Below are 14056 nucleotides of genomic sequence, written 5' to 3' on the forward strand. Positions count from 1 at the left end.
TATAATTTCTTATAATAGATAAGATCTAGTCTTAAAAATTGCTTTGAAGAGAAAGGATTATGCAAGAGCAGAATATCTGTAATAATGTGTTAGTTGAATTGCGAAAAATAATTAGAGCCATTGATTTGCATTCTAAAAAATTAATGCAGGCATGTGGATTAACAGGCCCTCAGATGATTTTATTGAAAGAAATTATTAAAGCAGAACGAATGCCGATTAGCTCCTTAGCAAAAAATGTTAATTTAAGCCATGCCACGGTCACATCCATATTAGATAGGTTGGCAAAAAAACAATATATTTTGAGAGTGCGTGATAGTGATGACAAAAGAAAAATATATGTGCAAGCAAGTGATGAAGCAAAGCAATTAATTAGTCAATCTCCGACTTTATTACAAGAGAGTTTTGTTAACCAATTTATGAAGTTGTCTGATTGGGAGCAAACCCTATTACTTTCTAGCTTACAACGTATCGCAACGATGATGAAAGCAACGAATATCGATGCTTCACCTGTTCTTATCAATCATGATATTGAATAATGGGACATATTCAATATTTATTTAAGTTGTAAGCCAATTAATCGTATGGGCGCTTCAGAGCCTTGGGCTATTTTCATGGGGAGTGCAAAAACGTAACTCCCCGTAGCAGGGAGTAAATTCGCATTAGCAATATTTTCGATGATGTATTTATTGGCGCCTAACACCATGTTATGCACAGGATATTCATCATTTTCAGGACAATCAGGAGAAAGCGTATCAATCCCAAGACCGATGATTTGTCGCTCATGAACGAGTAATTCAGCAGCACTGGCTGAAATACTCGGAAAAACATGATTGTTATGATATAGAGATGGCGTTGACCAATGCCTTGACCAGCCCGTATAAATAATCACCAAGCTGCCAGGCATTATTTTGCCATGTTGTTCTTCAAATATCAGAATGGTTTCTGGAGAAACACGGTAACGTTCATGGCTTTGCTGTGATACATCAATGATGACTGCAGGCGCAATCAATTCTTCTAGTGTTAATGAGGCGACATCCCGCCCATCAGCGATTACATGTAAAGGCGCATCCAGATGCGTGCCAATGCCTTCTTCCATGTTAATGCTGCGAGTACGAAAGGAATAAGGCAAAGCTGGATTATGCTCCAAGATTGGCTGATGACTAAAACCACAATGGCCATCCCAAGTAGGAATGCTTGAGTTTAAGGAGTGTGTTAAGTCGATGATGGTAAAAGGTAACGGTATCATACGATAGACTTATCATCAAAAATGAATATGCCATTCTAGCATATTCATTTTCATGCGAAAGACGAAATTATCTTTTGTTATTGGATGGATGTCTGGATATAGCAACATCGTGCTTAGGTTTCGTCTCTTGTTCATTCTGACGTTCTTGTTTTTCACGAGACTTTGATTCATGCAGCTGTGTGGTAATGGGAGCAGGTCTGTTTGTCGATGCGACGGTGGGTTTTGTTAATTCTTGATGGACTACGTTTATTTTATTAATGACATTATGTAGGCTCTTTGCACGTTCATTTACATTAGGATTGGTGAGTGAATTAATTTCATCTTTTAACAGTGCATGAATATTAGGATGATTTTCTAATATTTCATTCATCATGGTCCCCAATGCAAAAATATCGGAACGCTTACTGTAGTTTCCTTCTAATGCTTCCGGTGATAAATAAGATTGTGAACCCGCTTCATCACGCATACGAAGTACTTCATCACCATCCACTTTTTCAATAAAGGCAAGATCAATCAAAACACATTTTGACATTTCACTATCCCAGATGAAATTTTCTAGTTTAATGTCGCGATGAATAAGATCTTTATCATGTAGTATTTGTAATTCTGCTGCTGCCTGATTTAGCAAAACCAAAGCCTCAAGATCGCTTAGCTCGCCGCCTTTAATAATCGATTCTAATTCTTTGCCATAATGTAATTCTTGAACGATATAATCCTTTTGATTTGTCGTACGCAACAAGTCACCTTTTAGATGTCCGACTTGCTGTAACATGGCCTTTTCTTTTGCTAAAACGCTTTCAGGAAGATTAGAAGCTATTTGCACTTTTATCGCGACTAATTCATTGGTTTCATAATCTTGGCCTAATTTTACTTTACCAAAGCCGCCTGCTCCTAATTGCCGAACTTTGCCTTCATATTCTTTGCCACGATAAAGAATAAAAGGTTTTGTTCCATTCTCAGTGTTGGCAAAAATGACTGAAAATTCAGGGCCTTTGGCACCTTTGCTGATTTTAGTGAGTTCAAATTTATTATTAACATCACATTTTACCCCAAGGGTGGTTTCGAGCTGTGCAAGTTGTTCATGATAAGTGTTAATTTTTTCTTCCAGCTCACGTGAGGTCTCTTCTAGTTGATCATGTTTCTCTTGAATTTTCTCATATTGCGTTTGCTTTTCAGTTTCAAGAGTAGTTAATCTCTCAACTAATTGGAGTTTATTATGATTGCTATTGAGATTATCTGCGGTAAGCCCGAAATAACGAATAAGGTCATTAATCGTTTTTACATTATTGCCTAAATTAAGATCACCCGATTCAATGTATTCTTCAATGGTCGTTAGTACAGCATCTACTGGCTTATAATCATCTGCTAAGTCGCTACGTTGTTCGGATACGGCAGATAAAATAAAGTTGGCATTTTGTAACTGCTGCCCTATTTCTAACGATTCCTGCTGTGTTGCATTGAGATCTTCTAATGTCGGGGTAACGGTTTTTTGAAAGTCACTGATTTGCTTACGCACTTCTTCAACCAGCTCGCGATCGGCATCGCTCAATAATGACTCATTATTAATGACTTTTTGCGCTTCTTTATGAGCAATTTTGGGATGAACACGTGCCATGGTAAGCTCCTAAATATCGTGTATATCAGCACTTTATTAAAACAAATTGCTAAAGATATTCTTAGGATTTAGCTTAAAAGGAAAAAGTTCCTGAACTACAAGCGATGCCGCTGATCAAAAGCGACAAATCCTTGTAAAGACTCATCAAATTGTTTACTGAGAGCCATTACTTTAAATAATTCGCCCATTTCATGCGGTTGGATGAGTTTTTGTAATTGTTGAGAGAAAGCAATACGTTGCCCGTCATTGCGTGCAGCTTCTGCGAGCGTTAAGATCCCATTGTTGAGCAAAAAGGCGCCTTGATTGGTAAAACCAGCAACTTCAAGATCATGTGCTATAGCAGCCAGTGCCAGGGCAGTGAAATCGACATGGGCGGTGATGTCTTGCAGGCCAATATATTGCAACGGATCGCTATGTGCATGATGCCGATAATGACACATTAAGGTGCCGCAGGTGCGAGAGGGATGATAATATTCATGGCTTGGAAAACCATAATCGATAAATAACATTACACCCTGGTGCAAACAGGCACTTAAACTTGCTATCCAGGCGTTTAATTGCAAATGAATTTCAGAAAGATAGCCTGGCGTAAAAGTCAGGCCTAGACGCTCTTGTAATGCAATGATCGCTTCTTGTAAGCCTTGGCTTTTGGGTGTGTCAAAACAAAGTTGCGTTTGCGTAGGCGTGATTTCAACAAAACCCTCTAAAATCGTGTGATCATCACTTATTTTAAATAAGTGGCAAGGTAATGCATCAATCACTTCATTGCCTAAAATAATGCCCGTGAAGGGTTCACTGGGTAGGGTATCAAGCCAGATAAAGCGATGGTATTGTTCTGGGCAATACGCTTGTAAATAAGCTTGCTGACGTGATTTTAAATCCGCACTGACTTCTAAAATATAGTAATGCAAAGGTAGGACATCTTGTGTGGCAAGATAAAGCATCAGATCGCCTGCCATACGACCTGTACCTGCGCCAAGTTCCAATATGCAAGGAGCTTCATTAGCTAAACTGCGCAGAATTTGCAGACACTGATTTGCAAGGGCTTGAGAAAATAAACTGGAAATAACTGGTGCCGTCACAAAATCACCGGCCTCACCGATTTTAGCAAGACCTGCACTATAGTAACCTAAGCCGGGTGCATATAAAGCGTTATGCATAAACTCAGCAAAAGAAAGTTGTCCTCTTTGTTGCTGGTTAAGCATGAAGAGATGATCAAGTAATTTAGCTTGGTGTGCTAAGGCATCGGCAGAAGGAGCGGGTAACATCAACGGCTTCTCACCACACGTATGGCCACATCTTTGGCTTCTTTGAGTGCGCCCGGTTTATGTACTGTGAGGGCAATACTCGTCGTTGGAAAATGATTTAATAAATCATTTGCTAGTCGATCGGCAAAGGATTCAATCAATTGAAATTGCTGAGAATGCGCAAAAGCGATGATATGCTGTACCACTTTTTCATAATCGATAGCCTCGGCAATATTATCTGAGACAGCAATACTCGCCGCATCCGTTTGAAATGTGATATCAAGTCGCAAGGTTTGTGGAATGGTCTTTTCCCAATCATGTATACCGATAATGGTTTTTAATGCGATATCGCTTAGCGTGATAGTGTCCATAAAGTGACATGTACTCAGTTAAAAACTTGTCAGAAACGGATAGTATCGCAAATTATCTTCCTCATCAAAAATAATGCTAACTAACTAATAGGGCGTAGCATTCTGTGAAAAAGCCTTCTACAATAGCTGCCTGTTAATCATTAGGATGTTATATGCAACTCTTAATACTCATTGTTGGTGTGATTGGGGCTTATTTACTAGGCTCTATTTCAAGTGCCATTTTGGTTTCTAAAATATTACGTCTACCCGATCCCCGCACGGAAGGTTCTGGGAATCCCGGCGCAACCAATGTGTTACGTATTGGTGGTAAGGGCCCTGCCATTTTAGTGCTATTAGGAGATGTCGCCAAAGGCTGGTTGCCTGTCATGTTGGTGAAATACTTTACAACCGATCCTTGGATTATTAGCAGTGTTCTGTTAGCTGCAGTGATGGGGCATATATTTCCTCTCTTTTTTCAATTTAAAGGTGGCAAAGGGGTTGCAACCGCTGTGGGCGGCTTATTGGGGTTGTCTTTGACCTTGGGTAGTATTTTTATTTTCACCTGGTTAGGTATTTTTGCGTTAACACGTTATTCATCACTCTCTGCGTTAATTGCCATTAGTGCCGTACCCTTGTTTGCATGGGGATTTCTCGATAAACGTTATGCGGTTGTGTTAGCGCTTTTAGCGTTAGTGATTATTTGGCGACATCGTAGCAACGTGAAACGATTACTCGAAGGTAAAGAAGAAAAATCCTCATTTTCTTCAAAGCGAAACTGAAGCATCTGCTTGCGTTTCAAGCTTCCTAATCCTCCTCTGTCGGATAATCTCCCCCCAAGGCATTGATTAATCCGACAGCCGCATACAAGCGCCGATACCTCACATCATTGACACCCTTGCTTGCATTAAAGGTCGTAATTTCTGCATTTAAAATATCCGCCAGTGCTGCTGTACCTGCTTTATATTCGTTGGTAATGATAGTTAAAGCTTGTTCGGCGGTTTTCAGAGAAGCTTCTTGCACAATGAGTTCTTGATTCAGGATCCTCAGTGTTGCTAAATTGTCTTCAACATCTTGAAAGGCAGCCAAAACAACTTGGCGATAATTTGCAATCGTTGCATCGTAGTTGGCGGTCGCAATTTGTACATTAGCCTTACGAGCTCCACCATCGAACACGGTTTGTGCCAGTTGTGCGCCGATGGACCACAGGCTTGCAGGACCTGAGAACAATTTTAAGAACTGATTCGTATCATAGCCATATTCGCCATTTAAAGTAAGAACGGGAAAATAGGCCGCCATTGCAACACCGATTTCGGCGTTGGCTTGTGCTACTTGGCGTTCAGCTTGCGCAATGTCGGGTCTTCTTTCAAGCAAGGCTGAAGGAATTTCAATAGGAATATAAGCAACAGGATAAATGGTATCGCAAGGTGCTAAGGTGAAATTTGCAGGGACTTCTCCGATTAGCACCGCAATCGCATGTTCATAAAGTGCTCGATTAATGCGATTATCGATCGCACTGGCTTGAGCTTGCTCTAACAAACTTTTGACTTGCAAGACATCGCCTTTAGAAGCAACGCCCACTTGATAACGATTATAAGTAATTTTGTATAATTTTTGATAGTTATTAACTGTTTCATCGAAAACGCGCTGATCACCATCTAAACCTCGTAGCTGAAAATAGGTTTGAGCAAGCGAACTTTGCATCAATAAGGTCGTTAATGCCAATTGCGCTTTACTGGCATCACGCGCTGCTTTGTTTGCTTCAACTAAACGCCTGACACTGCCCCAGAGATCGGGTTCCCACGTTGTGCCGGCAGTCACCAAATACTCATTACTGACATTGTCACCAAAATCAGAATCGCTATTAGATTCTTTATTTAAATTATTGAAGGTTGGCGTTTTGCTACGCGAGACACTGGCATTGGTTGTTATGACGGGAAAATAATTGGCTCTGGCTTGTGCAACCAGCGCTTGTGCTTGGCGATACTGTGCTTGTGCCACTTGAATATTTTGATTAGAAATTTCGACTTGGTTAATCAATGCATTTAAAACAGGGTCGTTAAAAACTTCCCACCAGGGCCCACGCTCACAATCATCTTGAGGAGATGCCGTCTTCCAACCATTAGGCGGCGCTTCTTTATATTCGATTGGAACAATGGTTTCTGGCCTGACATAATCAGGCCCCACAGTGCAACCTTGTAACAGCAAAAGAGTGATGAGTACGACTATTTTATTTCTCACGATGGCATTCCCTCATTGATTGTGGGATGGTGAGAGATCCGGTGCTGTTGCCACCAGCGTGATGTACGTTGATGAAGATTTTCAAAACTCAAATAAATCACGGGAGTGGTATAAAGTGTGAGTAATTGGCTAACAATTAAGCCGCCAATAATCGCAATTCCCAAAGGTTGGCGTAATTCTGCGCCGACACCAAAACCAATAGCAAGTGGTACAGCGCTAAAAATGGCAGCCATCGTCGTCATCATGATGGGTCTAAATCGTAATACACAAGCTTCAAAAATAGCATCACGCGGACTGACATGGTTGTTTCTTTGTAATTCTAAAGCAAAATCTATCATCATGATGGCATTTTTCTTGACGATACCAATCAGTAAAATGATGCCAATTAAGCCAATAATATTAAATTGTGTTCCGGTGAGCATGAGCGCTAATAATGCACCTATCCCGGCAGAGGGAAGCGTTGATAAAATTGTAATGGGATGTAATGTACTTTCGTAAAGTATGCCAAGAACCACATAGACCGCAAGTAATGCAGCCAATATCAAATAAGGTATGGTCGATAAAGAATCTTTAAATGCTTGTGCCGTGCCACGAAAGGAACCGATAATACTTCCTGCCGGGAGTTTCAATTTAGCAACTTTAGCATCTAAAGCCGCGACCGCATCACCTAAAGCTGCACCTGGCAAGAGATTAAACGAAAGGGTTGCCGATGGAAATTGGCCTTGATGATTAACGGATAACAAAGTTTTATTAGGAGTGAATTGCGCAATGGCGGAAAGTGGTATTAACTTACCATCTTTGGCTGGAACATAGATCTCATCTAAGGTTTTGGGCCTTTGCCAGTATTGAGGCGCGACTTCCATCACAACATGATATTGATTCATATTGGCATATAAGGTAGAGACTTGTCGTTGGCCAAAAGCGTTATAGAGCGTATTATCAATAACGTCCGATGATATTCCAAAACGCGATGCCATATCGCGATCGATGGTGACATAAACTTCAAGACCATTACTTAGCTGATCACTATTCATATCAGCCAATCCTGGCAAAGTGCTTAATTCTGCCATGATTTGCGGTACCCATGTATTTAGGGTATCCAGATCATAAGCATATAAAGTATATTGAAATTGAGCATTACCTTGACGACCGCCAATAACCAGATCTTGAGCAGAGCGTAAATAAAGTGTAGCAGCAGGCACTATTGCAAGACTTTTTCGTAAGCGATCGATCACTTGGGCCGATGATATTTTGCGTTCAGCGAGTGGTTTTAATGCAATAAACAGCGAGCCCGAATTACTGGAGCTGCCTCCACCCACATAGCCTGTGACATTATCAACCGCAGGATCTTCTTGCACTATCTTCGCAAATTGCTGAAACTTTTCTTTCATTGCTTGAAAAGAAATATTCTGATCAGCTTGAATACTGCCCATAATTCTTCCTGTATCTTGTTCAGGAAAAAATCCCTGAGGAATAATGGTGTATAAAAGGATATTAATGATGACGGCCATTAAGGTAATCACTAACATCAGTTTAGGATGAGCTAATGCCCAAGATAAAGAAGAGCGATAATGTTCTCGTAATCTGCCAATCATTGAAGAGGAAGATTTTTCTGCAGCATGATTGGGTGAGGAGAGCCATTTTTGCGCGCACAGCATGGGGGTTACGGTGAGTGAGACGACCAATGATACTAAAATAGCAATGGCCAGCGTAAATGAAAACTCCATTAAAAGCCGTCCTACAATACCACCCATCAACAGAATAGGAATGAATACAGCAATCAATGATATGCTCATTGATATCACGGTAAATTCTACTTCTTTGACGCCAATTAAAGCGGCTTCTAAGGCGCTTAGCCCCTTCTCGCGATAGCGATTAATATTTTCAATTACCACTACCGCATCATCGATAACAAAACCCGCGGCAATGGTTAAGGCCATTAACGAAAGATTATTTAAACTAAACCCACATAAATACATAATGGCAAGTGTGCCAAATAAAGAAAGCGGTAAAGCCGCACTTGCAATAAGCGCAGATTGCGGATTTTGTAAGAAAAAATAAATCACCAATACGACTAAGATCATAGATAAAAATAAGGTTAACTCAACATCATGTAGCGAGGCACGTATGGTGGTGGTTCTATCCATCATGATTTTTAGTTTGATATTAGGATTAACAGACGCTTCTAGTACCGGTAATAGATCTCGTACCCTATCAACCGTTTGAATCACATTGGCGCCAGGTTGTTTGAAAATGATAATGGCGACGGAAGGTTTGCCATTGGATAGACCTGCATTGCGTAAATCTTCCACGCTTCTTTCAACATTACCCACATCCTTGATTCGCACGGGACTGCCATTTTGATAACGAATAATCAGTGATTCATAATCTTGCGCGGCAAATAACTGATCATTGGTGACGATATTGCTGGTAAATATGCCATCGGTCAGTTGTCCAGTTGGCATGTTAGTGTTGGCGCTAGCAATGGTTTTTCTCACCGTTTCAAGGCCGATACCGTATTGATTTAAAATGGTGGGATTTAGCTCTACCCGGATAGCGGGTAACGAACCACCACTGACTAACACTTGCCCGACCCCATTGACTTGAGAAATAGTCTGTTGCAATTGCGTTGAAGCAATATCATAAAGATCAGCAATTGGGACAACATCCGATGTTAAAGCAATAATCATGATGGGCGAATCAGCAGGATTCACTTTACGATAAGTAGGGTTGCTCGGCAGATCCGTTGGTAATTGACTCGCGGCGGCATTAATTGCTGCTTGCACATCTCTTGCTGCACCATCAATATTTCTAGATAAATCAAATTGAATCGTAATTCGTGTCGCGCCCCTGCTGGAACTTGACGTCATATCCGTGACACTGGCAATACGACCGAGTTGACGCTCTAAGGGCGCAGCAACGGATGATGCCATAATTTCTGGACTCGCTCCAGGTAAATTCGCTTGAACACTAATGGTTGGAAATTCAATTTGCGGCAAGGCTGACACACTGAGAAAATGAAAGGCAACGATACCTGCAATCGTAAGACCTAATGCAAGCAGTGAGGTAGCAATAGGACGTTGAATAAACGGGGTGGATAAATTCATGCCATCTCCGTTTTAAATTGTCGGTTTTGCCAAGTCTGCTGTAAGCGATCAAATGCTAGGTAGATCACGGGGGTGGTGAAAAGCGTGAGTAATTGACTCAGAATGAGTCCGCCGATAATCGCAATACCTAAAGGTTGTCGTAATTCATGTCCCATACCTTGGCCAAATGCCAATGGCAAAGCGCCCAGCATTGCAGCAAGTGTAGTCATTAGAATGGGTCGAAATCGTAATAAACAGGCTTCATAAATGGCAGCCTCAGCTTGCTTTTGTGCTTTGCGCTCAAGCTCCAGGGCAAAATCAATCATCATGATAGCGTTTTTCATGACAATACCGATAAGTAAAATAATGCCAATCAAAGCAATAACAGTCAGCTCCTGATTGAAAAGACGCAAAGCAATCAGCGCACCCAAACCTGCTGAGGGGAGTGTTGATAAAATGGTTAATGGATGGATATAACTTTCATACAGAACTCCCAGCACAATATAAACAACGATAATCGCTGAAAGTACTAGCCAACCTTCATTAGCAAGCGCATTTTGAAATGTTTTAGCAGAGCCCTCTGGTTGTGTTTGTACTTGTAATGGAATAGGCAATTGTTCGCGAATATTTTCAATAGCTGTTAAAGCATCTCCTAATGCGTAGCCGGCGGCTAAATTAAACGAAAGTGTTGCACTGGGAAATTGATTTTGGCGATGAATCACTAAAGGACCCAATTGTTCTGATATTTCAGTAAACGCACGTAAAGGCACGGGTAAACCAGAAGCAGTATTAATGTAAAGTGTATTAAGTGCTTTTTGTTGTTGTTGTAATTCAGGTAGAACCTCTAAAATGACATAATATTGATTAAACTGTGTGTACATCGTTGAAATTTGACGTTGACCAAAAGCATCATACAAAATATTGTCTATGGTTTGTGCACTTAATCCTAGGCGGGAAGCGGTGTCGCGATCAAACTTAATATATGTTTGTTGCCCTTTATCGCTTAAATCACTGGCGATATCTCGTAAGCTAGGTAAATGTTGCATGCTTTGATAAAATTCATTGGTCCAATGCTCAACATCATTTAAATTAGGTGCAGTAATACTGTATTGATATTGGGTGCGGCTAACGCGATCATCAATTGTAATATCTTGTAAAGGTTGCATGAAAAGGGTAATACCCATTACCTTTTGCACTTGTTGTTGTATGCGCTGAATAACAGTATTAATATTTTCTTGGCGTTTTGCCGTTGGTTTTAGCAGTATTTGAATCAGACCCGTATTTTGAGTCATATTCGTGCTATCAATCCCAACAAATGACGTAATATTTTCAACGGCAGGATCAGCCATAATAATGTCTGAGAGGTCAACTTGTCGTTTTTTCATTTCGACAAATGAAATGGAAGCAGGTGCTTCAGAGATCCCTTGAATAACACCGGTATCTTGTAAAGGGAAAAAGCCTTTTGGAATAGTATAAATAAATAAAGTCATGACCAATAAAGTCAAGATAAATACCCCCAACATCAAACCTTGATGGTTTAATACCCATGTCAATGAGCGACGATAAAATCCTAAAATGGGTTGTTTGGCTGTTTCATTATGGCTTAATAATCTCGCACAAAGCATCGGAGTTAAGGTTAAAGACACCATTGCTGAAATAATGACAGTCACTGATAAAGTAATGGCAAATTCACGAAAAAGGCGTCCCACCACATCTTGCATAAATAATAAAGGGATCATGACGGCAATTAATGACACGGTGAGTGACATAATGGTAAAGCCGATTTGTTTAGCACCTTTAAGTGCAGCATCGAGTGGCTTTTCGCCCATCTCAATATGGCGGCTGATATTTTCAATCATGACAATAGCATCATCTACCACGAACCCCGTCGCGATGGTAAGTGCCATAATCGTTAAATTATTCAAGCTAAAATCTAATAAATACATCATACCGAAGGTGCCAATTAAGGATAATGGCACGGCAATACTAGGGATGAAAATCGCTGAAGCATTGCGTAAAAATAAAAAAATAATGACTACCACTAAAGCAATGGCAATCATCATTTCAATTTGTGCCTCTTTGACAGAAGCGCGTATGGTATTGGTGCGATCAGCAACAATAGTCACGTTGACATCGTTAGGTAAAGTGGATTCGAGCTTAGGTAGTAAGGTTTTAATGCTATCAACAACTTCGATAACATTGGCGCCAGGTTGTCGTTGAATATTCAAGATGATAGCTTGAGTCTGATTATACCACGCCGCTTGATTTACATTTTCAGCGCCATCAATCACATTGGCAACATCTTGCAAACGTACGGGAGCATCATTTCTAAAGGCAACAATAATTTGTCGATAATCTTCGCTTTTTAATAATTGATCGTTGGCGTTGATGGTATAGGCAATACTTTTGCCATCAAAACTGCCTTTGGCTTGGTTACTATTGGCGCTATCGATAGTGGCTCTGAGATCTTCCAGCGTCAGACCTAAAGCGGCAAGCTTCGTGGGATTCACTTGAATGCGAACCGCTTTGCGTTGTCCCCCACTGATATTAACAAAACCAACGCCTTTTATTTGAGAAATGCGTTGGGCAAAGCGCGTTTCTGCGAAATCTTGCACTTGAGGCAAGGGTAACGTCTTTGAGGTTAACGCTAATGTCATAATCGGCGCATCAGCAGGATTCACTTTATTATAAACGGGTGGATTAGGCAGATCGCTTGGTAAAAAGCCGGAAGCAGCATTAATCGCTGCTTGGACTTCTTGTTCGGCAATATCTAAAGGCATGTCTAAGTTAAATTGCAAGGTAATTAAGGAAGCACCATTGGCACTGCTTGAGGTCATTTGATTAAGACCTGGCATTTGTCCAAACTGACGTTCAAGGGGCGCCGTGATCAAAGAAGTCATCACTTCTGGGCTTGCACCAGGGAAAAAAGTAGAGACACGGATAATAGGATAATCAACTTGAGGCAATGCTGAAACAGGTAATAAACGATATGCAAAAAGGCCTGCTAATAGTAAAGCAACCATCAAAAGAGAAGTCGCTATGGGGCGCAAAATAAAGATGCGTGAGGGGTTCATGATTTTTCACGCTTATTTTGCACAATCACACGAGAGCCATGGGTAAGTTTATCAGTGCCTGCGGTGATGACTTCTGCCTGCTTATCTAATCCAGATAATATGACAGTATCATCTAAATAGGTAACGCCCGTTGTGACAGGTTGTATGGAAACTGTTTCATCGTGACTCACCAAATAAACAAAAGTACCTTTAGAACCTAGCTGTACTGCCGCAGTGGGAATAACCATTGCATTTTGCAAATCATCAACTTGCAAACGAATGTTCACAAATTGATTGGGAAATAATTTGTCATCTTTGTTAGCAAAAGTCGCTTTTAATTTCACTGTTCCTGTCGTGGGATCGATTTGATTATCTAAAGATAACAGTGTGCCAGTGGCTAATAATGTTTTTCCTGTGCGATCAAATGCATCGACTTTAAATTGTTTAAGATCTTTTAATTTAGGCACGATTTGTGGCAAGTTATCTTCAGGCAAAGAAAAAACGACGGTGATAGGATGTACGGTATTGATCACAAATAAGCCATTGGTATCAGATGTTTGTACATAATTACCCGGATCAACTAAGCGTAATCCTACGCGTCCATTAATCGGAGAAATGAGTTTACAATAAATTAGGTTAACGCGAGCGTTTTGAACTTGGCCTTCATCTGAAATAACCGCGCCTTCATATTGATTAACCAAAGACTGTTGTGTATCAAGCACTTGCTTTGCAACCGAGTCTTCTTGAAATAGCGTTTGGTAGCGCACGAGATCGATCTTAGCATTGGCAAGCAATGCTTTATCGCGCATTAATTGCCCTTCAAATTGTGTCAATTGTGCTTGATAGGGTCTTTCGTCAATTAGCGCTAATATTTCACCTTGCTTGACCATTTGCCCTTCACGAAAGAGCACTTTTTGCAGTTGACCATTAATTTGCGTTCGCACGGTCACCGTATCGGTGGGAATAACCGAACCTAAGGCGGTGAGATAAACGGGGACATTTTTATATTGCACTTTCGTGCTCACCACCGAAATGGGGGGTTTGGTTGGTTGCTTGTGTTTTTTGTTGTGGTATCCATACCAGCTGATAAAAATGACAATAAGAACGACTAAACTGATCAAAAAGATCATTTTGTGGCGCAAGGAGAACGCTCGAGGTTGAGCAATCTCGGCTGGTTGTTGATCACCTGATTCCATTCAGTAGTAATCCAATTAACTAATA

Annotated in this window: 10 protein-coding genes; 2 read left to right on the top strand and 8 right to left on the bottom strand. The window is 40.7% G+C overall.

Annotated elements, in window-relative coordinates; all coding sequences use genetic code 11:
- Positions 1-59: 59 nt before the first annotated feature.
- On the top strand, positions 60-536 hold the full coding sequence (locus HT99x_RS00290; RefSeq protein ID WP_075067393.1) for a MarR family transcriptional regulator: 477 nt from the start codon (positions 60-62) through the stop codon (positions 534-536).
- 17 nt (positions 537-553) lie between these two features.
- Here HT99x_RS00290 and HT99x_RS00295 read toward each other — a convergent pair whose 3' ends face one another.
- The 4 genes from HT99x_RS00295 to folB all read right to left on the bottom strand — a co-directional run bounded on the left by HT99x_RS00295 (position 554) and on the right by folB (position 4479).
- Entirely contained in the window at positions 554-1246 is a 693-nt protein-coding gene (locus HT99x_RS00295) for a cyclase family protein (RefSeq protein WP_075067394.1), read from the bottom strand.
- A gap of 67 nt (positions 1247-1313) precedes the next feature.
- Positions 1314-2861: a protein kinase domain-containing protein gene (locus HT99x_RS00300; protein WP_075067395.1), complete on the bottom strand. Its 1548-nt coding sequence runs from the start codon at positions 2859-2861 to the stop codon at positions 1314-1316.
- Between the two features lie 95 nt (positions 2862-2956).
- The gene (locus HT99x_RS00305; RefSeq protein ID WP_075067396.1) at positions 2957-4129 is read right to left on the bottom strand and encodes an SAM-dependent methyltransferase; all 1173 of its coding nucleotides are present in this window, start codon (positions 4127-4129) and stop codon (positions 2957-2959) included.
- Positions 4129-4479 (bottom strand): dihydroneopterin aldolase, encoded by a 351-nt coding sequence (gene folB / locus HT99x_RS00310; protein ID WP_075067397.1) that lies wholly within the window; start codon positions 4477-4479, stop codon positions 4129-4131. Before folB ends, HT99x_RS00305 begins: the two co-directional genes overlap by 1 nt.
- Positions 4480-4631: 152 nt before the next feature.
- Here folB and plsY point away from each other — a divergent pair, with 152 nt between their 5' ends.
- The gene (gene plsY, locus HT99x_RS00315) at positions 4632-5237 is read left to right on the top strand and encodes a glycerol-3-phosphate 1-O-acyltransferase PlsY (protein ID WP_075067398.1); all 606 of its coding nucleotides are present in this window, start codon (positions 4632-4634) and stop codon (positions 5235-5237) included.
- A 25-nt stretch (positions 5238-5262) separates the two neighbouring features.
- Here plsY and HT99x_RS00320 read toward each other — a convergent pair whose 3' ends face one another.
- Genes HT99x_RS00320 through HT99x_RS00335 form a run of 4 tightly spaced genes read right to left on the bottom strand, consistent with a single transcriptional unit; the run spans position 5263 to position 14031 of the window.
- Positions 5263-6696, bottom strand: coding sequence for an efflux transporter outer membrane subunit (locus HT99x_RS00320; protein WP_075067399.1), 1434 nt, complete (start codon positions 6694-6696; stop codon positions 5263-5265).
- Positions 6693-9803, bottom strand: coding sequence for a multidrug efflux RND transporter permease subunit (locus HT99x_RS00325; RefSeq protein WP_075067400.1), 3111 nt, complete (start codon positions 9801-9803; stop codon positions 6693-6695). The genes HT99x_RS00320 and HT99x_RS00325 overlap by 4 nt, the downstream gene beginning before the upstream one ends.
- On the bottom strand, positions 9800-12856 hold the full coding sequence (locus HT99x_RS00330) for a multidrug efflux RND transporter permease subunit (protein ID WP_075067401.1): 3057 nt from the start codon (positions 12854-12856) through the stop codon (positions 9800-9802). The genes HT99x_RS00325 and HT99x_RS00330 overlap by 4 nt, the downstream gene beginning before the upstream one ends.
- Positions 12853-14031 carry an MdtA/MuxA family multidrug efflux RND transporter periplasmic adaptor subunit gene (locus HT99x_RS00335; protein ID WP_075067402.1) on the bottom strand — a complete coding sequence of 393 codons (1179 nt, stop codon included), beginning with the start codon at positions 14029-14031 and terminating at the stop codon, positions 12853-12855. Before HT99x_RS00335 ends, HT99x_RS00330 begins: the two co-directional genes overlap by 4 nt.
- Positions 14032-14056: the final 25 nt, after the last annotated feature.

Source organism: Candidatus Berkiella aquae, assembly GCF_001431295.2.
Lineage (GTDB): Bacteria > Pseudomonadota > Gammaproteobacteria > Berkiellales > Berkiellaceae > Berkiella > Berkiella aquae.